Annotated in this window: 16 protein-coding genes; 13 read left to right on the top strand and 3 right to left on the bottom strand. The window is 73.8% G+C overall.

Translation table 11 applies throughout. The features are described from left to right. Positions 1 to 291 precede the first annotated feature (291 nt). From ACFVHI_RS30115 to ACFVHI_RS30085, 7 genes are all read left to right on the top strand, one after another. Positions 292 to 1,482 carry an ROK family transcriptional regulator gene (locus ACFVHI_RS30115; protein ID WP_244293469.1) on the top strand — a complete coding sequence of 397 codons (1,191 nt, stop codon included), beginning with the start codon at positions 292 to 294 and terminating at the stop codon, positions 1,480 to 1,482. A 176-nt stretch (positions 1,483 to 1,658) separates the two neighbouring features. Further along, positions 1,659 to 3,014 carry an ABC transporter substrate-binding protein gene (locus ACFVHI_RS30110; protein ID WP_063349452.1) on the top strand — a complete coding sequence of 452 codons (1,356 nt, stop codon included), beginning with the start codon at positions 1,659 to 1,661 and terminating at the stop codon, positions 3,012 to 3,014. 23 nt (positions 3,015 to 3,037) lie between these two features. Beyond that, positions 3,038 to 4,036 carry a carbohydrate ABC transporter permease gene (locus tag ACFVHI_RS30105; protein WP_079135906.1) on the top strand — a complete coding sequence of 333 codons (999 nt, stop codon included), beginning with the start codon at positions 3,038 to 3,040 and terminating at the stop codon, positions 4,034 to 4,036. A 41-nt stretch (positions 4,037 to 4,077) separates the two neighbouring features. Further along, the gene (locus ACFVHI_RS30100; RefSeq protein WP_063351434.1) at positions 4,078 to 4,986 is read left to right on the top strand and encodes a carbohydrate ABC transporter permease; all 909 of its coding nucleotides are present in this window, start codon (positions 4,078 to 4,080) and stop codon (positions 4,984 to 4,986) included. Continuing rightward, entirely contained in the window at positions 4,986 to 6,275 is a 1,290-nt protein-coding gene (locus ACFVHI_RS30095) for a 6-phospho-beta-glucosidase (RefSeq protein WP_380344712.1), read from the top strand. Before ACFVHI_RS30100 ends, ACFVHI_RS30095 begins: the two co-directional genes overlap by 1 nt. A 153-nt stretch (positions 6,276 to 6,428) precedes the next feature. Then, positions 6,429 to 7,448 carry an N-acetylglucosamine kinase gene (locus ACFVHI_RS30090; protein ID WP_380344709.1) on the top strand — a complete coding sequence of 340 codons (1,020 nt, stop codon included), beginning with the start codon at positions 6,429 to 6,431 and terminating at the stop codon, positions 7,446 to 7,448. A gap of 130 nt (positions 7,449 to 7,578) precedes the next feature. After that, on the top strand, positions 7,579 to 8,154 hold the full coding sequence (locus ACFVHI_RS30085) for a hypothetical protein (RefSeq protein WP_380344707.1): 576 nt from the start codon (positions 7,579 to 7,581) through the stop codon (positions 8,152 to 8,154). Between the two features lie 77 nt (positions 8,155 to 8,231). Here ACFVHI_RS30085 and ACFVHI_RS30080 read toward each other — a convergent pair whose 3' ends face one another. Together ACFVHI_RS30080 and ACFVHI_RS30075 are read right to left on the bottom strand one after the other, a co-directional pair. After that, entirely contained in the window at positions 8,232 to 8,894 is a 663-nt protein-coding gene (locus ACFVHI_RS30080) for a response regulator (RefSeq protein WP_380344704.1), read from the bottom strand. Beyond that, a complete protein-coding gene (locus tag ACFVHI_RS30075) occupies positions 8,891 to 10,066 on the bottom strand; it encodes a sensor histidine kinase (protein WP_380344702.1) in 1,176 nt (391 codons plus the stop codon). The genes ACFVHI_RS30080 and ACFVHI_RS30075 overlap by 4 nt, the downstream gene beginning before the upstream one ends. Positions 10,067 to 10,200: 134 nt before the next feature. Between ACFVHI_RS30075 and ACFVHI_RS30070 the strand changes: the two genes are divergently transcribed. Next, positions 10,201 to 11,115 carry an ABC transporter ATP-binding protein gene (locus tag ACFVHI_RS30070; RefSeq protein ID WP_063349447.1) on the top strand — a complete coding sequence of 305 codons (915 nt, stop codon included), beginning with the start codon at positions 10,201 to 10,203 and terminating at the stop codon, positions 11,113 to 11,115. Continuing rightward, the gene (locus ACFVHI_RS30065; RefSeq protein WP_380344699.1) at positions 11,112 to 11,975 is read left to right on the top strand and encodes an ABC transporter permease; all 864 of its coding nucleotides are present in this window, start codon (positions 11,112 to 11,114) and stop codon (positions 11,973 to 11,975) included. The genes ACFVHI_RS30070 and ACFVHI_RS30065 overlap by 4 nt, the downstream gene beginning before the upstream one ends. A 20-nt stretch (positions 11,976 to 11,995) precedes the next feature. On the opposite strand, the gene ACFVHI_RS30060 is transcribed toward ACFVHI_RS30065, so the two are convergent. Continuing rightward, positions 11,996 to 12,763, bottom strand: a complete 768-nt coding sequence (locus ACFVHI_RS30060; protein WP_063349445.1) for a tyrosine-protein phosphatase — start codon at positions 12,761 to 12,763, stop codon at positions 11,996 to 11,998. A gap of 361 nt (positions 12,764 to 13,124) precedes the next feature. On the opposite strand from ACFVHI_RS30060, the gene ACFVHI_RS30055 reads away from it, so the two are divergent. From ACFVHI_RS30055 to ACFVHI_RS30040, 4 genes are all read left to right on the top strand, one after another. Continuing rightward, positions 13,125 to 14,240: a CdaR family transcriptional regulator gene (locus ACFVHI_RS30055; protein ID WP_244293468.1), complete on the top strand. Its 1,116-nt coding sequence runs from the start codon at positions 13,125 to 13,127 to the stop codon at positions 14,238 to 14,240. Between the two features lie 155 nt (positions 14,241 to 14,395). After that, a complete protein-coding gene (locus ACFVHI_RS30050) occupies positions 14,396 to 15,130 on the top strand; it encodes a hypothetical protein (protein WP_063349444.1) in 735 nt (244 codons plus the stop codon). A gap of 113 nt (positions 15,131 to 15,243) precedes the next feature. Further along, positions 15,244 to 17,262 (top strand): hypothetical protein, encoded by a 2,019-nt coding sequence (locus ACFVHI_RS30045; protein WP_063349443.1) that lies wholly within the window; start codon positions 15,244 to 15,246, stop codon positions 17,260 to 17,262. An 81-nt stretch (positions 17,263 to 17,343) separates the two neighbouring features. Then, complete coding sequence (locus ACFVHI_RS30040; RefSeq protein ID WP_380344694.1) at positions 17,344 to 22,212, top strand: DNA repair ATPase; 4,869 nt, start codon at positions 17,344 to 17,346, stop codon at positions 22,210 to 22,212. Positions 22,213 to 22,337 lie beyond the last annotated feature (125 nt).

Below are 22,337 nucleotides of genomic sequence, written 5' to 3'. Positions count from 1 at the left end.
GGGCCCCCGCGCCGAACCCGCCACCGCGCCCGGCCCACGCCCTCGCTACGCCGTTGCACTCCCCGGCCGGGCAGCACCACCCCCCGTTTCCCAAGACCCTTGGGAAACGGGGCTTCGTGCTGCCCGGTAACGCTTCGGCATCCTCCGGGCCGCGGACCATTGACACCCCGCTGACGGGGCCCGTACGGTCCTTCCCAAGCGACTGGAAACTTTCCTAACAGTTCGGCTCCCCGAACCCGAGGGTTCACCCTCGTCGCTCCCCCCACCAGCCGGAAGAGGAGGATTTCGCGCGTGACCAAGACCACCGCCAAGGCCCCCCTCGCCGGCACCCCCAGCCTGCTGCGCGCCATCAACGACCGCGCCGCCCTCGAACTGCTGCTGGAGAACGGACCGCTCTCCCGCACCCAGATCGGCACCCTGACCGGCCTCTCCAAGCCCACCGCCTCCCAGCTGCTGGCCCGCCTGGAGGCGGCCGGACTGGTCCTGCCGGTCGGCACCACCGCCGGCGGCCCCGGCCCCAACGCGCAGCTGTACGAGGTGAATCCGGCCGCCGGCCACGTCGCCGGACTGGACGTCACCAACAGCGAGATCAGAGTCGCCGTCGCCGACATCACCGGCTCCACGCTGGCCGAGCACGCCGTGCCGACCAAGGGCGTGCCGGCCGCCGAGACCGTCGCCAAGGTCGCCGCCGCCGTCGCCGAGACCGTCCGCGCCGCCGGGCTGGCCGCGGGCAGCCTGCGCACCGCCGCGATCGGCGTCGGCGGCGCCCCCGACCCGGTCACCGGCAAGCTGCGCTACGCCTCCCACCTGCCCGGCTGGCACTCGCCGCGGCTGGTCGAGGAGCTGTCCGAGGCGATCGGCGCGCCCGTGTCGATCGAGAACGACGTGAACCTCGCCGCCGTCGCCGAACAGGCCTCCGGCGCGGCGCGGGGCTCCGAGGACTTCGTCCTGCTCTGGGCTGGTGCGGGCACCGGCGCCGCGATCGTCATCGCCGGCCGGCTGCACCGCGGCTTCACCGGCGGAGCCGGGGAGGTCGGCTACATGCCGGTGCCCGGCTCGCCGGTCGCGCGGGACGTGCGCCGCCGCAAGTTCGGCGGGTTCCAGGAGCTGGTCGGCACACCCGCCGTCCGGACCCTGGCCCGCGAGCACGGGCTCGGCGCGCCCACCGCCGAGGACTCGATCGCCAAGGCCCTGGAGACCCCGGGCGCCGGCGACGCCTTCCTCGTCGAACTGGCCGGCCGGCTCGCCGTCGGACTGGCCGCGATCGTCGCCGTCGTCGACCCCCAGCTGGTGGTCCTCTCCGGCGCGGTGCCCACCGCGGGCGGCGAACGCCTGCGCGCCCTCGTCGAGGACGAACTGGCCAGGCTCTCCATCGCCCGGCCCGAGGTCCGCAGCAGCGCCCTGCCCGGCTCGCCCGTCCTGCTCGGCGCCCTGCAACGCGCGCTGGCGGACGCCCGCGAGGCGGTCTTCTCCACCCACTGACAGCCGCCCGACTGACAGCCGCCCACCGACGCCCACAGACGTTCACAGACGCCCACCCGCCGACGCTCCCCGGTCGCCCGTCACCCCGCACGCACCCTGCACCCACCTCTCCCCACCCCCGAACGCGGGCCCCGAGGCAATGACGCCTGCCCGCGCACCCCCAGGAGGACCTCGAAGTGCACTCCACCACCTCCCGCAGAGGCCGTCGCACGATCGCCGCCGTCACCGGCACCGCCGTCCTGGCCCTGCTCGCCACCGCCTGCACCGGCAGCAGCGAGAGCAGCGGCAGCGACGACTCGGCCAGCGGCAAGGACGTCACCATCACCTTCTGGCACGGCTGGAGCCAGGACAACGAGGTGAAGGCGATCAACGACAACATCGCCGCCTTCGAGAAGGCCCACCCCAACATCCACGTCAAGGCCGTGGACAACATCGCGGACGACAAGGTCAACCAGGCCCTGCGGGCCGGCGGCGACGACGCGCCGGACGTGGTCTCCTCCTTCACCACCAACAACGTCGGCATGTTCTGTTCGACCAAGGCGTTCACCGACCTCAAGCCGCTGCTGCAGAAGAGCGGCATCGACCCGGTCAAGACCTTCCCGGCCGCGATGCTCAACTACACGCAGTTCCAGGGCAACCAGTGCTCGCTGCCGCTGCTCGGCGACGCCTACGGCCTCTACTACAACAAGAAGGCCTTCGCCGACGCGGGCATCGCCAACCCGCCGAAGACCTTCAGCGAGTTCGCCGAGGACGCCAAGAAGCTGACCCTCGCGGACGGCGACGGCTACAAGCAGCTCGGCTTCATGCCGCTGTACCACGGCTACGAGTCGACCACCGAGCACTTCCTCGGCCAGTACGGCCCGACCTACTTCGGCGCCGACGGCAAGTCGAACATCGCCGCCGACCCGAAGGTCGCCGCGATGCTCAAGTGGCAGAAGGACATGGTCGACCAGCTCGGCGGCTACACCAAGCTGGAGAAGTACCGCGCCACCTTCGGCGAGGAGTTCAGCGCCAAGAACCCCTTCCTCACCGGCAAGGTCGCGATGGCCATCGACGGCGAGTGGCGCACCGCCGCCCTCGCCGACAACAAGCCCGACTTCGACTGGGCCACCGCCGCGTTCCCCGTCCCGGACGACCAGGCCGACACCTACGGCCGCGGCTACCAGACCGGCACCATCGTCGGCATCGCCAGCAGCAGCAAGAAGCAGGCCGCGGCCTGGGAGCTGGTCAAGTACCTGACCACCGACACCGACGCGGTGGTCGGCTTCGCCAACGCGATCCACAACGTGCCCAGCACCTTCGACGCGCTCAACTCGCCGAAGCTGACGAACGACCCGAACTTCAAGACCTTCATCGACGTCGCCAAGAACCAGTACTCGGGCACCACCCCGGCGGCCGTCAACGGCAGCGGCTACATCGCCTCCCTGCAGAACCTCGGCTACGACTACGAGTCCGGCAAGCAGCCCGATCTCGCGGCCGGCCTCGCGGCCACCGCCAAGGAGATCGACGCCGCCATCGCCCAGGCGAAGTAGCGGAAACGGTCCACGGAGCTCCCATGTCACTCGCGTTCGGCACCCGCAAGGGCACCGGATCGACCGACCCGGCGGCGCCCTCCACGCAGCACCTGCTGCGCCGGAAGCGCCGCCGGGAGGCGGCCCGCACCCTCGCCTTCCTCTCCCCCTGGCTGATCGGCTTCGGCGTCTTCTTCCTGTACCCGCTGATCTCCACCGCCTACTTCTCCTTCACCAAGTACAACGGCTTCGGCGCCCCCACCTTCAGCGGCCTGAAGAACTGGGACTACGTCTTCAACGACCTCCCGGCGTTCTGGCAGGGCCTGCGCAACACCGTGTGGCTGGTCTTCATCATGGTGAGCCTGCGGGTCGCCTTCGGCCTCGGCATCGGCCTGCTCATCACCAAGGTCAAGACCGGCGCCGGCTTCTTCCGCACCGCGTTCTACCTGCCGTACCTGGCACCGCCGGTGGCCGCCACCGTCGCCTTCGCCTTCCTGCTCAACCCCGGCACCGGCCCGGTCAACCACTTCCTCGGCGAGCTCGGCCTCCCGCAGCCCGGCTGGTTCGCCAGCGCCGACTGGTCCAAGCCCGCGCTCACCATGCTCGCCATGTGGGGCATCGGCGACCTGATGGTCATCTTCATGGCCTCGCTGCTCGACGTCCCCAAGGAGCAGTACGAGGCCGCCGAACTGGACGGCGCCGGACCCTTCCAGCGGTTCCGGTACGTCACGCTGCCGAACATCTCGCCGATCATCATGTTCGCCGTGGTCACCGGCGTCATCCAGACCATGCAGTACTACACCCAGGCGATCGTCGCCGGGAAGGTCGCCGGCGGCATCGCGGGCAACTCCGGCCAGCAGTTCGAGCCCGGCTTCCCGCAGGGCTCCACCTGGACCCTGCCGCAGATGGTCTACAACCTCGGCTTCCAGCGCTTCAACTACGGCGCGGCGTGCGTCGTCGCCCTGGTGCTGTTCGCCATCTCGATGGCCGTCACCTCGCTCCTGCTCCGCCGCAAGTCCGGCTTCATGGCGAGTGACGACTAGTCCGTGTGCTGCGGACCCAGCGGACCGATGAGGACCCGATCATGACTCTCAGCTCCACACTCACCAAGGCGCCCGCCCCGGCCGGCCCCTCCCGCGCCTCCGGCCCGGCCGCCCGGGCGGCCCGCCGCCGCGCGATGCTCCACTGGGTGGCCGTGCACTCGCTGGCCATCGCCGCCGCGCTGTTCTTCCTGCTGCCGTTCGTCTTCGCCTTCCTCACCTCGGTGATGACCGACCAGCAGGCGCTCACCACCGACTACTGGCCGACCTCCTGGCAGTGGGGCAACTACGGCAAGGTCTGGGACACCCCCGGCTTCCTCACCTGGTGGCGCAACACCCTGCTCTACGCGGGCCTCGGCACCGTCCTGACCATCGTCTCCAGCCTGCCGGTCGCCTACGCGCTCGCCAAGTTCCGCTTCCGGGGCCGCAACCTGGCGCTGATGGCCGTCATCGCCATGATGATGCTCCCGCCGCAGGTCACCGTCATCCCGATGTACCTGTTCTGGGCCAAGCAGCTCGGCCTCGGCGGCTCGCTCTGGCCGCTCATCATCCCGATGGCCTTCGGCGACGCGTTCTCGATCTTCCTGCTGCGCCAGTTCCTGCTGACCATCCCCAAGGAGTACATCGAGGCCGCCCGGATCGACGGCTGCGGCGACCTGCGCACCCTGCTGAAGGTCGTGCTGCCGATGGCCAAGCCGGCCATCGCCGCCGTCGCCCTGTTCCAGTTCTTCTACTGCTGGAACGACTACTTCGGCCCGCAGATCTACGCCAGCAACAACCACGCGGCCTGGACGCTCTCGTACGGCCTGGAGTCGTTCAAGGGCGCCCACCACACCAACTGGAACCTCACCATGGCCGCCACCCTCCTCGTGATGGCACCGGTGATCATCCTCTTCTTCTTCGCACAGAAGGCCTTCATCGAAGGCGTGACACTGACAGGGGTCAAGGGCTGATGTCCGCACTCAAGTTGGCAATCGTCGGCGGCGGTTCGACGTACACCCCGGAGCTGATCGACGGCTTCGCCCGGCTCCGCGACACCCTGCCGATCGGCGAGCTGGTGCTCATCGACCCGGCCGCCGACCGGCTGGAGCTGATCGGCGGGCTCGCCCGGCGGATCTTCGCCAAGCAGGGGCACGGTGCCGTCGTCACCACCACCGTCGACGTCGAGGCCGGTGTCGCCGACGCCGACGCCGTGCTGCTGCAACTGCGCGTCGGCGGGCAGGCCGCCCGCAACCGGGACGAGACCTGGCCGCTGGAGTGCGGCTGCGTCGGCCAGGAGACCACCGGCGCCGGCGGCCTCGCCAAGGCGCTGCGCACCGTCCCGGTCGTCCTCGACATCGCCGAGAAGGTCCGGCGCGCCAACCCGGACGCCTGGATCGTCGACTTCACCAACCCCGTCGGCATCGTCACCCGCGCACTGCGCAACGCCGGGCACAAGGCCGTCGGCCTGTGCAACGTCGCCATCGGCTTCCAGCGCAAGTTCGCGACCCACCTCGGCGTCGACCCGGAGCTGGTCCGGCTCGACCACGTCGGCCTCAACCACCTCACCTGGGAGCGCGGCGTCACCCTGCTCGACGCCCCGGGCTCGACGACGGGCCGGGAGGTGCTGCCGGAGCTGCTCGCCGCGCACGGCAAGGCCATCGCCGAGGACCTGCACCTGCCGCAGCCCGTCATCGAGCGGCTCGGCGTCGTGCCGTCCTACTACCTGCGCTACTTCTACCAGCACGACGCCGTCGTCGAGGAACTCAAGGTGCAGGGCTCGCGGGCCGCCCAGGTCGCCGAGATCGAGCGGCAGCTGCTGGAGATGTACGCCGACCCGGCCCTCGACACCAAGCCGGAACTCCTCGGCCAGCGCGGCGGCGCGTTCTACTCCGAGGCGGCGGTCCAGCTGATCGCCGCGCTGCTCGGCACCGGCGGCGGGACGTCCGTACAGGTCGTCAACGCGCCGAACAACGGCGTGCTGCCGTTCCTGCCCGACGACGCCGTCATCGAGGTCCCGGCCGAGGTCGACGCCAACGGCGTCCGGCCGCTCCCCCAGCGGGCCGTCGAGCCGCTGTACGCCGGCCTCATCGCCGCCGTCACCGCGTACGAGCACCTCGCCCTCGACGCCGCCCTGCACGGCGGCCGCGACCGGGTCTTCGACGCCCTGCTCGCCCACCCGCTGGTCGGCCAGCTCGAACTCGCCGACCAGCTCACCGATCGGCTGCTCGCCCACAACCGCGAGCACCTCGCCTGGGCCTGACGGCCCGGGGCCCGGCTACGCACCCGGGCCCCGCCGGGAAAGCCGCCCGGCCCGCGATATGAGGGTGTCGCGGGCCGGGCACTGCGAGGAGACCGACCACCCCCGGCCGGGGACAACGCCACGGCCGGGCCACGTACGAGCCGCGGGGACCTGATGACCCACCAGCCCGAACCGATCCTGCCAGGCGTCCTCGCCATCGACGCCGGCAACTCCAAGACCGACGTCGCCCTGATCGGCGCCGACGGCACCGTCCATGGCACCGCCCGCGGCGGCGGCTTCGCACCCCAGAAGATCGGCGGCGCCGCCGCCGTCGCCGGCCTCGCCCCGCTCGTCGAACAGGCCGCCGCCGCGGCCGGCCACCCCGCCTGGAGCGGCGTCCTCACCAGCCACGTCAGCGCCTGCCTGGCCAACGCCGACCTGCCCGTCGAGGAGGAGGCCCTGCGCGCCGCGCTGGAATCCCACCCCTGGGGCACCAGCAACACCGTCGTCAACGACACCTTCGGCCTGCTGCGGGCCGGCACCGACGGCCCGCGCGGCGTCGCCGTCGTCTGCGGCGCCGGCATCAACTGCGTGGGCCTGCTGCCCGACGGCCGCACCGCCCGCTTCCCCGCCCTCGGCGAGCTCACCGGCGACTGGGGCGGCGGCGGGGGCCTGGCCGTCACCAGCATGTGGCACGCCGTCCGCCACGAGGACGGCCGCGGCGGCCCCACCGGGCTCTCCCGCGCCATCGCCGAGCACTTCGGCCTGCCCAGCGCCGGCGCCGTCGCCGAGGCCGTCCACCTCGGGCACCTGCCGACCAGCCGGCTGCACGAGATCGTCCGGGTGCTGTTCGCCGTCGCGGAGCAGGGCGACGAGGTCGCCCTGGGACTGATCGACCGCCAGGCCGACGAGATCGTCCGGCTCGCCGTCGTCGCCCTGCGGCGGCTGGAACTGCTCGACGCGCGGACCCCGCTGGTGCTCGGCGGCGGCGTGCTCGCCTCCCGGCAGCCGCTGCTGATCGACAACCTGACCGCCCGTCTGGCCGAGGCCGCGCCGCTCGCCGAACCGCGGGTCGTCGTCGCGCCGCCCGTCCTGGGCGCGGCCCTGCTCGGACTCGACCACCTCGGGGCGGGCCCCGCGGCCCAGGCCCGGCTTCGCGAGGCGTACGAGGCGCAACGGCCCGTCGCCGTCTGACCGTTACGCCGCCCCTCAAGACTCCCGCCGCCGCCGGATCCGCACATCCGACGGCGGCGGGAACCACAGCCCGTGCACCAGTCGTCTACCTGTGTGACGAGTTCCGCCGTTGTCCGGGGAGACTAGTGCCATGGCCGTGCCCCGAACCCTCCTCGCCGCGCTGCTCTGCTGCACCGCCGCAGCCGCTCTCGCCGCCTGCACTCCCGCCGACTCCGCGCCCACCATCGCCGCCGCCTCCGCCGCCGCCGTCGCCGACGGGGCGTACGACGACGAGGACGACCTGCTGGACGACGACCTCGCCGGCCCCGAGCCCAGCATGGACACCTCCCCCTCCCCCTCCGCCGACTGCGCCACCCCGACCCCGACCGAACGCCCCGGGCACACCGTCCTCGTGGTCATCGCCACCGAGGACGGCGACGTCACCGCCCAGCCCGCCCGCTACTCCTGCGACGAGGCCCGCTACGAGGGGACGGGGGCGCCGGCCCGCTACGGCTTCGCGACCGCCGGGGTCGAGGCCACGCTCGTCGACCACCCGCACGCCGACCCGACCAGACCCGTCCGGCTGGAGGACGTGCTCGGGCACCTGGAGGACTGCCTGGCCGAGCACGAACCCGACCCGCCGTACGGGTGCTACGGCAACGTGTACGACGTGGTGCTGGACTCGCACGGGCGGATCATGCGGATCGGGGAGCTGGTCGGGCCGTGATCCGGCTGTGGACCGGCCGTGGTGCGGCCGTGGTGCGGCCGTGGTGCGGCCGTGGTGCGGCCGTGGACCGGCTGGGCTCAGGACGGGGCGACGAGGCCGAACTCGTAGGCCTGGATGACCAGGTGGACCCGGTCCCGGGCGTCCAGCTTGGTGAACAGCCGGGCCACGTGCGCCTTGGCGGTGGCCACGCTGATGGTCAGCTCCTCGGCGATCTCGCCGTTGGACAGCCCGCGGCCGACCAGCGTCAGCACCTCGCGCTCGCGGTCGGTGATCCCGTCGACCGTCGTCCGGCCGGACCGGGCGGCGGCGGGCTGCGGGCGGGCGGCGAACTCGCCGATCAGCCGGCGGGTGATGCTCGGCGCGATCAGGGCGTCCCCGGCGGCGACCACCCGGACGCCGTCGAGGATGGTCTCCAGGGCGAGGTCCTTGACCAGGAAGCCGGCCGCCCCGGCCCGCAGCGCGCCGTACACGTAGTCGTCGTCGTCGAAGGTGGTGAGGACGAGGACGTGGGTCGGCAGGCCTGGGTCGGCGGTGATCCGGCGGGTGGCCTCGATGCCGTCCATGCCGGGCATCCGGATGTCCATCACGGCGACGTCGGGGCGCAGCCGGCCGACCAGCTCCACCGCCTCGGCGCCGTTGCCGGCCTCGCCGACGACCTCCAGGTCCGGAGTGTCGGCGATGAGCACGCGCAGACCGGTGCGGATGAGCGGCTGGTCGTCGACCAGGACGACACGGATCACGGGGAGACCTCCACGGGGAGCGGCAGTCGGGCGGCGACCTGGAAGCCGCCCGCGGGGCGCGGGCCGGCGCTGAACTCGCCGTGCAGCAGGCCGACCCGCTCGCGCATGCCGGCGATGCCGTAACCGGAGCCGGCGGACGGCCCGCCGGCTCCGGCGCCGAGGTCGACGACGGTGACGGCGACCTCCTCGGGGCCGTAGTCGACGGTGACCCGGCAGTCCCGGGTGCCGGAGTGCTTGACCACGTTGGTGACCGCCTCCTGCACGATGCGGTAGGCGGCGAGGTCCACCTCGGGCGGCAGCGGGCGGGGCTCGCCGAGGCGGGTGAGCGCGACCCGCACGCCCGCGCCGGCCGTCTGCTCGACCAGCCGGTCCAACTCGCCCAGCCCCGGGGCGACCTCCATCGGCGCGGACTCCGGCTCGCCCTGGCGCAGCGCCCCGAGCATCCGGCGCAGCCCGGCCAGGGTCTCCCGGCTGGTCGCCTCGATGGCGTTCAGCGCGTTGCGGGTCTCGGCGGGCTGGGTGTCCATGACCCGGCTGCCCATCCCGGCCTGGATCGCGATGATGCCGATGCTGTGGGCGACCATGTCGTGCAACTCGCGGGCGATCCGCAGCCGTTCGGCGGTGATCGCCTGCTCGGTGGCGCGGCCGCGCAGGGCCTCGGTGTGCGCCCGGCTCTGCCGGACGGTGTTGCCGACCAGCCAGGCGATCGCGGCGGTCGAGGCGAACGCGGCTTGGGCGACGAAGTCGGTGTGGTAGTCGTTCGCCACCCGCCAGACCGCCAGGGCGGCCACCAGGGCGACCGGCATCGCGGCGGCGCACAGCGACACGGCCCGGGAGCGGGTGGCCGTGCAGTAGCCGATCGCCGCCTCGGCGAGCAGCAGCTGCACCACGGCCGTCTCCTGGATCCGCATGCCGATCGTGAACGCGCACGCGGCCAGCGGGATCGCCACCGCCAGCAGCGGAAGCCGGACCAGCAGCGACGCCATCAGGGTCGTGACCACCGCGGTGACCAGCAACGGCATGTCCTCGAAGTTGCCGTTGTAGCGGAACAGGTGGGCCAGCTCGTTGCTCCGCTGGAAGCTGCGGAACGTGATGACGGCCACCCAGAACGCCGCCACCCACACGCCCGGCGGCAGGCGCCTGAACAGGGGCGGACGAGGGTTGGTGATCATCGCCCGATGGTAGCGGCGGCCCGCGCGGCGGCGCATTGGCCCGAGGGCGTAATCCCCCGGGCCAGTGCGGCCGCCGGCGGTTGTGGCCCGCGGCCCGATGCCCGGCCGGGGCCCCGGACGGCACCGTTGTCCCCGTGATCGAGATCGAGCGACTGACCAAGCGGTACGGCGCCACCACGGCCGTCGACCAGTTGACCTTCACCGTCCGGCCGGGCACCGTCACCGGCTTCCTCGGCCCCAACGGCGCCGGCAAGTCCACCACGCTGCGGATGATCCTGGGGCTGCACACCCCGACCGAGGGGTCCGTCACGGTGGACGGCGTGCCCTTCGCGGACCGGCCGCGCGGACTGCGCCACGTCGGCGCCCTGCTGGACGCCCAGGACGTGCACGGCGGGCGCAGCGCCCGGGCCCATCTGTCGGCGCTCGCCCGCGGCAACCGCATCCCGCTCCGGCGGGTGGACGAGGTGCTCGCCGAGGTCGGCCTCGGCAAGGCCGCCGGGCGCCGGATCGGCGGCTACTCGCTGGGCATGAAGCAGCGGCTCGGCATCGCCGGCGCGCTGCTCGGCGACCCGCCGGTGCTGCTGTTCGACGAGCCGCTCAACGGCCTCGACCCGGAGGGCGTGCTGTGGGTGCGCGGCCTGTTCCGCCGCCTCGCCGAGGAGGGGCGGACGGTCTTCGTCTCCAGCCACATGATGGCCGAGATGGAGCACACCGCCGACCGGCTGGTGGTGATCGGCCGGGGCCGGCTGATCGCGGACGAGAGCCTGGCGGAGTTCTCCGCCCGCAACGCCGTCACCAGCGTGGCCGTCCGGGCTCCCGAACTGCCGTCGCTCGCCGAGGTGTTGCGGGCCGAAGGGGCGGCCGTACGGCAGGCGCAGGAGCCGGACGGGGCGGTGGTGACCGGGCTGCCCGCCGCCCGGATCGGCGAACTCGCCCTGCGGCACGGCCTGGTGCTGCACGAGCTCGCCACCCGTACCTCGTCCCTGGAGTCGGCGTTCATGTCGCTGACCGCCGACAGCGTCGAATACCTGGCAGGAGATGCCCGATGAGTACCGCCGCCCTCGCCCCCGACCGCCCCCGCACCCGCCCGGCCGAGCCGCGGGCCCGGTTCGGCGACCTGCTCGCCGCCGAGTGGATCAAACTGCGCTCGCTGCGGTCCACGTACTGGGTGCTGGCGCTGGCCTCGCTGGCCGCGATCGTGGTCAACCTGAACGCCGTCCACACCGACCTGACCTACATCGACCATCCCCGCCCGCCGGTGCCCGGCTTCCCGCCGTACCGGTACGACCCGCTGTACCACGGCCTCAGCAGCATCTCCGGCGCCCTGATGGCCGTCGCGGCCGGCAGCCTCGGCGCGATCACCGTGTTCGGCGAGTACACCACCGGCATGATCCGCACCACCTTCGCCGCCGTGCCCGACCGGCGGGGCGTGGCCGTGGCCAAGGTGGTGCTGGTCACCGGCCTCACCTCGCTCGCCGGGGCGGTGGTGTCCGCGGTGTCCTTCTTCGGCAGCAACGCCATGCTGGCCTCCCGGCACGCCGGGCTCTCCATCACCGACGAGGGCTGCCTGCGGGCCGTCCTCGGCTACGCGGCGATCGTGCCCGTCTGCGCGCTGATCGGGATGGCCCTCGGCGCCCTGCTGCGGCACGCCACCGCTTCGATCGTCTCGCTGGTCATGCTGCTGTTCATCGTGCCGATGCTGTTCGGCGGCGACCGCTACCGCTGGCTGAAGGAGATCGGCAACCACCTGCCGCTCGCCGCCGAGGGGAGGCTGACGATCAACCCCAACTCCTCGACGACGATGGGCAAGTACGCGCCGAGCGTGCTCGACTCCTGGATCACCCTGGGCGCCTGGGCGGCCGTCGCGCTGGCGGCGACGGTGGTCCTGATGCGGCGGCGGGACGTCTGAGCCCGACGGGGGCCGGGGTGTCAGGCGGCCGAGGTCGCCGCGGCGGCCGCCTTGGCGCGGAAGGCTCCGAGGGTGGCGGCGGGGACGCCGCAGGCGGGGAGGAAGGCCTCGGCGCCGCCGTGGCGGGTGCGGACGCGGTCGAGGAAGACGGCCATGGCCTCCGCCGGGGCGTCGAGGAGCGGGGCGGGGATGGTGAGTTCGCGGCCTTCGGAGTCGGTGACCCGGGCGCCGCGGGCGTTGAGCGCGGTGCGGTGGCGCTCGGAGAGGCCGGCGAAGATCTGCGGCAGGGCGTCGGCGGTGCGGGCGTAGTCGGCGACGATCCGCTCGGCGGGCACGCCGAGGAGGTCCAGCAGCAGGGCGGTCAGCAGGCCGGTGCGGTCCTTGCCGGCGGCGCAGTGCAGGAGGACGGCGCCCGGGCGGGCGGCGGCCTCGACGGCGGCGGTGACGGCCTCGGGTGCGGACTCGGCCAGCAGCACGTAGTAGTCGCCGAGGTCGGCGGCGGTGGCCATGGTGCGCATCCGGGCGGCGAGGCCGTCGCCGGTGGGGTTCACCGGGGCCGCGACGACGGCTATCCCGGCGGCCTCGGCGGCGGCCCAGTCGGCGGGGTCGGTCTCGCGGGTGTCGCGCAGGTCGACGATGGTGCGGATGTCGCAGGCGCGCAGCTGGGCGACGGTGGCCTCGTCGGCGGCCGGGAACGGCTGGGCGGAGCGGTACAGCACGCCGGGGCGGATCCGCCGGCCCTCGGGGTCGCCGAGGACGGCGGGGTCGCGGAAGTTGACCAGGGACATGCGCGGGCCTTTCGGTGGGGCCGTGGGGGGAGGGGGCCTGACATCCAGAGGCTCATCTAGACGTCTAGATGTCTAGTCCCTCCCCGGGGTGCGGAGCAAACCACGGTCGCCCGCACCCCTCCATCCCACCCCCGCCGACCGGTCCCGTCGACCGGAGGGAGGGGACGGGAAGAAGGAGGGCGGGGAACCGGCGGTGGACGGGCGGCGGCCGAGCCGCCCCGGATGGACACGGTGATCCGGACCTCCACCCGGCCCGCGATAGCACCAGGTCAGCCGCCCACCCCGCACCGTTCGGCGCCGTATCGATCCTGCTAAAGTTCCGCGCCGGATCATCACGCGTCACGGGGGGCGGAGTACCGCGGTGTCCGAGGGGACCGAGCACGACATACCCACCGAACTCGCCGAGGTCTACCTCGGGCTGCTCGCCGACGCCTCCCGCACCGGGAGGCTGCTGCGCCGGGACGAACTGGAGTGCCTGCGCACGCTGGGCGAGCACTGCGCCGAGGCCGGGTACGGGCTGCGCGACGTCGTCGCGCACTGCCTGTCGGCCACCCGGCGGGCCTGGCAGACACTGCCGGGCATCACCGCGGCGGGCGGCGTCGGAGAACTGCGCCGGCTCGGCGACGCCGTGCTCGCGGCGACCGAGGCCGCACTGGCCGCACTCGGCGAGGGACACGACCGCGCACAGCGCATGGCGGTCCGCCAACAGGAGTCCGCACGGCGCGAGTTCATCGACGACCTGCTGTACGGCCGCAGCGACCTGGGCCTGCTGGCGGAGCGCGCCGAGCGGTTCGGGCTGCGGCTGGCGGGCGCGTACGCGGTGGCGGTGGCCGTCGGCGACACGCCGTACGCAGACGTCCACCCGCTGGTGCACCGGGTGGAACGGGAGCTGGTCGGGCGGTTCGGCGAACGGGACGTCCTGCTCGCCGGCAAGGACGGCCGGCTGGTGTGCATCGCCCCGGACACCGAACGCGCCGTCCTGGAGGCCTTCGCCGACCTGACGCTGCGCCCCGGCCCCGGCTACCGCCCGGTGCTGCGGGTGGCCACCGGGCGCCGGCACTCGGGGGCCACCGGGGTGCTGCGCAGCTACGAGGAGGCGCTGGGCGCGCTGGACTACGCGGACCGGCTGGACCTGCCGGCACAGCAGCTGAAGGCCGAGGAACTACTGGTCTTCCCCGTGCTGATGCGCGACCGGGCGGCGATGGCCGACCTGGTGCGCAGCGTGCTGGGCCCGCTGACCGAGGCGCGCGGCGGCGCCCGCCCCCTGCTGGACACCATCGCGGTGCAGGCGGAGGCCGCGTACGTGAACGCGGAGGCGGCCCGGCGGCTGGGGCTGAGCGTGCGCACGCTCGGCTACCGGCTGGAGCGGATCAAGGCGCTGACCGGCTACGACCCGTCGGACGCCCTGCAGCGGTTCACCCTGGAGACGGCGGCCATGGGGGCCCGGCTGCTGAACTGGCCGGAGCAGCCGCTGTAGACGGCGGCCAAACGCCCCCGGGCCGTGCGTTCCAGGGTGTCAAAGAGCCGTAAAGATTGCCGGATCCTGGCAATGTGCGGACGACCCCTCCGCTGTCACGATCTCCATGGCGCCGAGGTGCGGCGCCGTGGGAACAGCGGGGGAGCGTGGCCGGGATGGGGGGATTCGTCGCGGCCGCGCTGGCTTTTCCGACGGCGCTGTTCAGCTTCGCGCTGGTGGTGGTCGTCGGGTACTGGCTGCTGATGCTGGTCGGCGGCCTGGGCTTCGACGCCCTGCACGGGGGACACGGCGTCGGGCATGCCGGTCACGTCGGCCATGCCGGCCACGCAGGCGACCTGGGCCACGGTGCCGGGGGGCACGCGACCCACGGGGGACACGGGGGACCCGGTGCCCAGGACGGGCACGGCGCCGACGGCCGGGGCGCCCACCACCACGGAGGCGTGCTGGGCGCGCTGGGGCTGGGCGGGGTGCCCGTGACGGTGGCGGTGTCGCTGCTGGTCGCGCTCGCCTGGTTCGTCAGCCTGGCCGGCACCGTCCTCACCTCGGGGGCACCGGCGCGCGGCGGCGTGTTCGCCGTCGCGCTGGTCGCCTCCTGGGCGGGCACCCGGCTGCTGGTCCGGCCGCTGTCCCGACTGTTCCCCGAGGACCGCCCGGCGACCCGGGGGGACTTCGTCGGCCGCGTCTGCGTGATCCGCACCGGCCGGGTGACGGCCGACTTCGGGCAGGCGGAGGTCACCGCCGAGGACGGCTCCACCGCGACCGTCCAGGTCCGCACGCTCACCGAGGAGCCCGGGCTGGCGGCCGGCCGCACCGCCCTGATCTTCGACTACGACGCCGACGGCGAGCACTTCCTGGTGGCGCCGTTCGACCCGGCGCTACCGGGCGACTGACTCCCCCGGGCGTTCCCTTATCCCCTTATCCCCTTTGTTCTGCTTGCTCTGCTTGCTCCGCTCTCATCCGCTCGACTTCGCACCATCTCGTCATCTCGTCAAAGGACTCCGTGATGGACACCATCGCCGTGGGTTTCGGCATTCTCGTCGCCGTCGTACTGCTCATCGTGCTCGCCATGCTGCTGTTCGTGGGCCGCCTGTTCCAGAAGGTCGAGCAGGGCAAGGCGCTGATCGTCTCCCGCACCAAGAAGGTGGACGTCACCTTCACCGGCGCGATCGTCCTCCCGGTGCTGCACAAGGCCGAGTTGATGGACATCTCGGTGAAGACGGTGGAGATCCACCGCGCCGGCCGGGACGGGCTGATCTGCCGGGACAACATCCGGGCGGACATCCGGATCTCCTTCTTCGTGCGGGTGAACAAGACCGTCGAGGACGTCATCAAGGTCGCGCAGGCCATCGGCACCGCCCGCGCCAGCGACCCGTCCGCGATCCAGGACTTCTTCGCGGCCAAGTTCGCCGAGGCGCTGAAGACCGTCGGCAAGCAGCTCGACTTCACCGACCTCTACACGCACCGGCACGAGTTCCGGGACCAGATCATCGCGGTCATCGGCACCGACCTCAACGGCTACACCCTTGAGGACGCGGCCATCGACCACCTCGAACAGACCCCGATGAACCAGCTGGACTCCGACAACATCCTCGACGCCCAGGGCATCCGCAAGATCACCGAGCTGACGGCGATCGAGCACGTGCGCACCAACGAGTACCAGCGCACCGAGGAGAAGGAGATCACCCGGCAGAACGTGGACGCCCGGGAGGCCGTCCTCGAACTCCAGCGCCGCCAGGCCGACGCCGAGATCCGCCAGCGCCGCGAGATCGAGACCCTGCGGGCCACGGAGGACGCGGTGATCGCCCGGGTCCAGGAGGAGGAGCGGCTGAACGCCCAGACCGCCTTCCTCCGGACCGAGGAACTGCTCGGCGTGCAGCGCGAGAACCAGGCCCGCGAGGTCGCGGTGGCGCAGAAGAACCGCGAGCGGGTGATCGCCGTGGAGAACGAGCGGATCGAGAAGGACCGTCTGCTGGAGGTCATCGGCCGCGACCGGGAGACCGAACTCGCCACCATGGCCAAGCAGAAGGAGGTCGAGTCCCGCCGGCGGGAGGTCGCCGACGTGGTCCGCGAGCGGGTGGCGGTGGAGCGGACCGTCGCCGAGCAGGAGGAGGCCGTCAAGACGCTGCGCGCCACCGAGGACGCCGAGCGCACCCGCCGCGCGGTGATCATCCAGGCCGAGGCGCAGGCGCAGGAGAAGCTCGTCAAGGACATCAAGGCCGCCGAGGCCGCCGAGCAGGCCGCCTCGCACAAGGCCCGCGAGTCGCTGGTGCTGGCCGAGGCCCGGCAGCAGACCGCCGAACTGGACGCCACCGCCAAGATCCGGATGGCCGAGGGCATCCGGGCGGAGGCCGCCGCCGAGGGGCTGGCCCAGGTGCAGGTGCGCGAGCAGGAGGCCGCGGCGGTGGAGAAGGTCGGCCGCGCCGAGGCCGCCGTCCAGGCCGAGAAGGCGAAGGCCGCCGCGCTGGAGATCGGCGCCAAGCTGAAGGCCGAGGCCGAGGGCCTCACCGAGAAGGCCGCGGCGATGGCGAAGCTGGACGAGGCCTCGCGCGGGCACGAGGAGTACCGGCTGCGGCTGGCCGCCGAGAAGGACGTCCGGCTGGCCGGGCTGGACACCCAGCGGCAGATCGCCGAGGCGCAGGCCGCGCTGGTCGCGGCCGGGCTGGAGAAGGCGAAGATCGACATCGTCGGCGGGGACGGGGTGTTCTTCGACCGCCTGGTGCAGTCGGTGACGGCCGCCAAGAGCGTCGACGCCTTCGTCGGGCACTCGCAGACCGCCCAGGCCCTGGCCGGGCCCTGGCTCGACGGCAGCGCCAGCTTCACCGAGGACCTGACCCGGGTGCTGTCCTCGGTGTCCACGACGGACGTGCAGAACCTGACGGTATCCGCGCTGCTGATGCGGATGATCGGCGCCGGAGGCGGCGAGCAGGCCGGGCAGCTTCGGCAACTGCTCACCTCGGCGCAGAAGTTGGGGATCGCCGAGACGTCGATCGGGGCGCTGGCGTCGGTCAACGGTTCCAGGTGAACGTGAACGCCTGAGTCGCCCGAGTCGCCCGAGTACCCGATCTCCTGAGCAGTCGAGAAACTGAGTAGTTGAGGAACTGACGTGGTGGACGCCCTCGACGCCCGGCTCGACGCCGGCACCTACGAGGTCCTGCGCGGCCGACTCGCCCGGTCCGCCGCCGAACTCGCCGAACGCGCACAGGCGTTGAACGCCCGCCGGGTCGGGGAGTTCGGCGGCGGGGAGCTGCGGCTGGTCGGCACCGGCCGGCTCACCACCGGCCGGGCCTGCCTCCCGCAGGACCTCACCGCCGCCGGCGGGCTGCTCCTGCTCGGCACCCGCCCGGGCGGCGCGCCCGACGCCGCCGTCTCCGCTTCCGCCGTCTCCGCCTCCGTTTCCGCCGGCGCCCCGGCCGAGGGCTCCCCGGGCGCCGGGCCGCTCGGGGAGGTCCTGAGCGTCCACCACCCCGACCTCACCCCCGCCCCCGCCGAGGGCACCCTGCTGGACGACCCGCGCCTGCGCCAGGACCTCGCCGACCTGCACCGCTACTTCCGCGACGCCCGGCTGGAACGACTGCGCCCCCTCGGCGGCCGCCTGCTCGCCGTCTTCCGCACCGGCCCCGCCGCCGCCGACGTCCGGGTGCTGCGCTGGCGCCCCGTCGACGACCTCGCCGACGACGGGCACCCTGCCTACCAGGACGGGCGCGGCGAACGCGACCACACCGCCGCCGACGGCCAGCAGCTCACCTGGACCGCCCTCACCCGGGACGACCAGCTGCCCGCCGCCCCCGGCAGCCCGCCACGCGCCGACCTCGGCGGCGAACTCCGGCTCGGCATCGACGGCGGCCGGCTGACCGTCACCTCCCCCGACGGCCGGGAGCTGCACCACGAACCCCTCGCCGAGGCCCTGCAGACCCTCGCCGACGCCCAGATCGCCCACGCCCGGCTCGGCACCCTGCTGCTGGTACGCGTGCGCCCCTACCAGGAGGAGACCGTCCGGCACCTGGTCTGCCATCTGCCCACCGGCCGGGTCACCCGAATCGACGCGCTCGGCCAGGCCTGCCTGCGGCTGCCCGCCGACCAGGGCGTGGCCTTCCCCGGCGGCTGCCACCTCACCGACGGCACCGTGCGCAGCTACGACCAGCCGGTGGACGGCCTGGCCTACGAGCGCACCCTCGTCTCGCCCAACGGCGAGGACGTGCTGTACGAGTTCCGCTCCCCCGCCGACGGCCGCGCCCTGCTCCAGCCGTACAACAGCGTCCGCCAGGAGGCCGCCGCCCCGCTGCCCTGCCAGGGCTACGCGCTGCTCGCCGACGGCACCCTGATCGCCCTCCGCCCGGCCGAGGACGGGCCCACCCGGCTGCACCCCGTCCAGCTGTGGCAGACCCCGTTCACCAGCGAGCGCCACGCGGCCGCGCAGCCGCCCGGCACCGGCCCGCTCGCCCGGATCGGCAACGCCGACCTGGTCCGCGGCCTCGCCGACTGCCTCTCCCTGGCCCGGCTCGCCGCCGCCGGCACCGACACCCCGGCCGGCCACCAGGCCGTCCTCGCCGCCTGCACCCGCACCGCCGACCGGCACCACTGGCTGGGCCAGCCCGGCCTCGGCGACCTCGCCGCCCCGCTCGCCGAGATCCGCGACACCGCCCGGCAGGTCATCGCCGAGTACGAGGCCGTCGCCGAACTCACCGCGCACGCCGCCCGGCAGACCGAACAGGCCGCCGAACACGTCGAAGGCCTGCTGCGCACCGCCCGCGGCGAGACCCTCGCCGACGCCGCCGAATGGGTCGACCGGCTCGCCGGGCTGCGCCGCGCCCAGGGCCGGGTCGAGGCGCTGCGCGACCTGCCGCGCGCCGAGCCCGCCCGGATCGACGCGCTCGCCGCCCACCTCGCCGAGGGCCTGACCGAGGCCGCCGCCCGCGCCGTCGGACACCTCGCCGAACCCGAGGCCTTCGCCCCGCACCGCCGGCGCGCCGGCGAACTCGCCGACCGCTGCGCCGCCCTCGCCACCGCCGCCGGAGCCGAGCCGCTGGGCCTCCAGATCTCCGAGCAGAGCGAGGCGTTGCAGACCGTCTCGGAGCTCGTCGGCACCCTCGACCTGGCCGACGCCACCACCCGCACCGCCATCCTCGACCGGCTCGCCGACGTCCTCGGACTACTCAACCGCGCCCGCGCCGCCCTCACCGTCCGCCGTCGCGACCTGCGCACCCGCGAGGCCGCCGCCGAGTTCGCCGCCGAAACCGCCCTGCTCGCCCAGGCCACCACCGCCGCGCTCGCCGCCGCCGACACCCCCGAGGCCTGCGACGACCAGCTCGGCCGACTCCTGCTGCGGATCGAGCAGTTGGAGACCCGCTTCGCCGACGCCGACCCGGCACTGGGCGAACAGCTCGCCGACCGGCGCACCGGAATCCACGACGCCCTCACCGCCCGCCGCCAGCACCTGCTGGAGGAGCGCGCCCGCCGCGCCGACCGGATCGCCGCCTCCGCCGAACGCATCCTCGACACCCTGCACCGGCGGCTCACCGCCCTCGACACCGCGGCCGAGATCGACGCCGCCCTCGCCGCCGACCCGACCGTCGTCAAACTCCGCGACCTCGCCGCCCAGTTGACCGCACTCGGTGACCGGGTCCGGGCCGAGGAGCTGACCGGACGGCTGCGCGCCGCCCGTAGCCGCGCCCACCGGGCCCGACGCGACCGCGCCGAACTCGCCGGCGACGGCCCCGACACCCTGCGACTGGGCCGCCACCTGTTCGCCGTCACCACCCAGCGGCCCGAACTCACCCTCGTCCCCTGGCGCGGCCGCCCCGCCTTCACCCTCACCGGCACCGACTACCGCTCCCCCGTCACCGACCCGGCGTTCGCCGCCACCGAGCGCTACTGGGGCCGGCCGCTGCCCTCCGAGACCCCCGCGCTGTACCGGTCCGAATACCTCGCCGCCAGTCTGCTGCTGGCCGCCGAACCGGACGGGCTGGACACCCTGCGCGCCGAGGGCGACCTGCTGGAGTTCGTCCGCCGCGCCGCCGAACAGCGCCCGGACGAGGGCTACCAGCGCGGCGTCCACGACCACGACGCGGCGCTGCTGCTCCGCGCCCTGCTCGAACTCCACGCCGAGGCAGGCCTGTTGCGCCACCCGGCGGCCGCCCGGGCGGCCGCTCAGCTGTACTGGGCGCACGGCGCCGACGAGCGGCAGCGACTGGTCTGGCACACCCGGGCCCGCTCGCTCTCCCTCGCTCGCACCCTCGCCCGGCAGGCCTTCGGCGCCGCGCCGCGGCTGGACCTGCCGGCCGCGGCGGACCCGGCCGCGCCAGCCCCAGCCGCACCTGCGGCCCTGACCGCACTGTCCGACCTGTCCGACGAACTGAGCTCCGCCGTCACGGAGTTCACCTCGTGCCCGCAACCCGCCGGCCCATACCTGGTGGCCGAACTCGCCGCCGCCACACCCACGTTCGCTTACGCGCCGGGGGCCGCCACCCTGCTCGACAAGTTCCACGCCGCACCCGAGTCCGCCGGTCTCACCGAAGCGCTGGCCGCACTGCCCGCCGAGCCCGCACTGCTGCCCGCCCGACGCCAACTCGCCCAGGCCTGGCTGGAGTCCAGCGCCTTCGACGCCGACCCCGGCGACCTCGCCGAGGCCGCCGCCGCGCTCCTCTGCCCGTCCCTGCCGCGCCGGCCCGCCGAAGGCACCGCCACCACCCGCCTCACCGGCCTGCTCGGCGACCACCCCCGGCTCCCGGGCGGCGCGCTCGACCTGCGCCTCGACGAACTCCTGGCCCGGGTGGCGGAGTTCGCCGCCACCGAGGCCCCCGGATACCGCGCCTACCAGCGACTGCGCGCCGACCTGCTGGCCGCCGAGCACACCCGGCTACGGCTCGACCAGTACCGGCCGGCCCCGCTCAACGGCTTCGTCCGCAACCGACTCATCGACCAGGTCTACCTGCCGCTGGTCGGCGACAACCTCGCCAAACAGCTCGGCACCGCCGACGCCGGCGGACCGGTCGACCGCAGCGGCCTGCTGCTCCTGGTCTCCCCGCCCGGCTACGGCAAGACCACCCTCGTCGAGTACCTCGCCGAACGGCTCGGCCTGCTGCTGGTCACCGTCAGCGGCCCCGCGCTCGGCCACCGGGTCACCTCCCTCGACCCCGCCGAGGCCCCCGACGCCACCTCCCGCCGCGAGATCGAGAAGCTCAACTTCGCCCTGCACGCGGGCGACAACGTGCTGCTCTACCTCGACGACGTCCAGCACACCTCGCCCGAGCTCCTCCAGCGCTTCATCCCGCTCTGCGACGCCCAGCGCCGGATCGACGGGGTGTGGGACGGCGAGGCCCGCGAGTGGGACCTGCGCGGCAAGCGCTTCGCCGTCGTCATGGCCGCCAACCCGTACACCGAGTCCGGCCGCCTCTTCCGGCTGCCCGACATGCTCGCCAACCGCGCCGACGTCTGGAACCTCGGCGACGTCATCGCCGGGCGCGAGGACCTCTTCGCGCTCAGCTTCGTCGAGAACGCCCTGCCCGCCAACCCGCACCTGGCCCCGCTCGCCACCGCCGAGCGCGCCGACCTGGACACCCTGCTGGCCCGCGCCACCGGCACCCCGGGCGGCCCCCTCACCGGCGCCTGGCCCGCCGCCGAGGCCGAACGGATGACCGCCGTCCTCGCCGGACTGCTCCACCTGCGCAGCACCGTCCTCGCCGTCAACCGCGCCTACCTGGCCTCCGCCGCCCAGGACGACCGCACCCGCACCGAACCCCCGTTCCTCCTCCAGGGCTCCTACCGCAACATGGCCAAACTCGCCCAGCGCCTCGACCCGGCCCTCACCCGCCCCGAACTCGACGCCCTCCTCACCGACCACTACCGCGCCGAAGCCCAACCCCTCGGCGCCGACGCCGAAGCACAGCTGCTGAAGCTGGCCGAACTCCGAGGCTGCCTCACCCCCGCCCAGGCCACCCGCTGGGAGGAGCTCAAGCACACGCGGCGGGGGTGACGGCCGGGGGGGGGCCCCGCGCCCCCCGCGGGGGGCGCCCCCCCGGGCCCGCCCCCGACGCCCCGCCCCCGCCCGCGGCCCCCCGCGGCCGCCCCCCCGGGAGTGGGGGCGCCCCCCGCGAGATG

Source organism: Kitasatospora sp. NPDC127121 (genome assembly GCF_042677305.1).
Lineage (GTDB): Bacteria > Actinomycetota > Actinomycetes > Streptomycetales > Streptomycetaceae > Kitasatospora.
Note: the sequence above shows the minus strand (reverse complement) of the source record. Positions and strands in the feature narration are given on the sequence as shown.

What these genes read in the sequence shown, in the direction of transcription:
- ACFVHI_RS30105 (WP_079135906.1), top strand. Translation starts at nt 3,038, where the DNA reads ATGTCACTCGCGTTCGGCACCCGCAAGGGCACCGGATCGACCGACCCG.
- ACFVHI_RS30100 (WP_063351434.1), top strand. Translation starts at nt 4,078, where the DNA reads ATGACTCTCAGCTCCACACTCACCAAGGCGCCCGCCCCGGCCGGCCCC.
- ACFVHI_RS30095 (WP_380344712.1), top strand. Translation starts at nt 4,986, where the DNA reads ATGTCCGCACTCAAGTTGGCAATCGTCGGCGGCGGTTCGACGTACACC.
- ACFVHI_RS30090 (WP_380344709.1), top strand. Translation starts at nt 6,429, where the DNA reads ATGACCCACCAGCCCGAACCGATCCTGCCAGGCGTCCTCGCCATCGAC.
- ACFVHI_RS30085 (WP_380344707.1), top strand. Translation starts at nt 7,579, where the DNA reads ATGGCCGTGCCCCGAACCCTCCTCGCCGCGCTGCTCTGCTGCACCGCC.
- ACFVHI_RS30075 (WP_380344702.1), bottom strand. Translation starts at nt 10,066, where the DNA reads ATGATCACCAACCCTCGTCCGCCCCTGTTCAGGCGCCTGCCGCCGGGC.
- ACFVHI_RS30065 (WP_380344699.1), top strand. Translation starts at nt 11,112, where the DNA reads ATGAGTACCGCCGCCCTCGCCCCCGACCGCCCCCGCACCCGCCCGGCC.
- ACFVHI_RS30060 (WP_063349445.1), bottom strand. Translation starts at nt 12,763, where the DNA reads ATGTCCCTGGTCAACTTCCGCGACCCCGCCGTCCTCGGCGACCCCGAG.
- ACFVHI_RS30050 (WP_063349444.1), top strand. Translation starts at nt 14,396, where the DNA reads ATGGGGGGATTCGTCGCGGCCGCGCTGGCTTTTCCGACGGCGCTGTTC.
- ACFVHI_RS30045 (WP_063349443.1), top strand. Translation starts at nt 15,244, where the DNA reads ATGGACACCATCGCCGTGGGTTTCGGCATTCTCGTCGCCGTCGTACTG.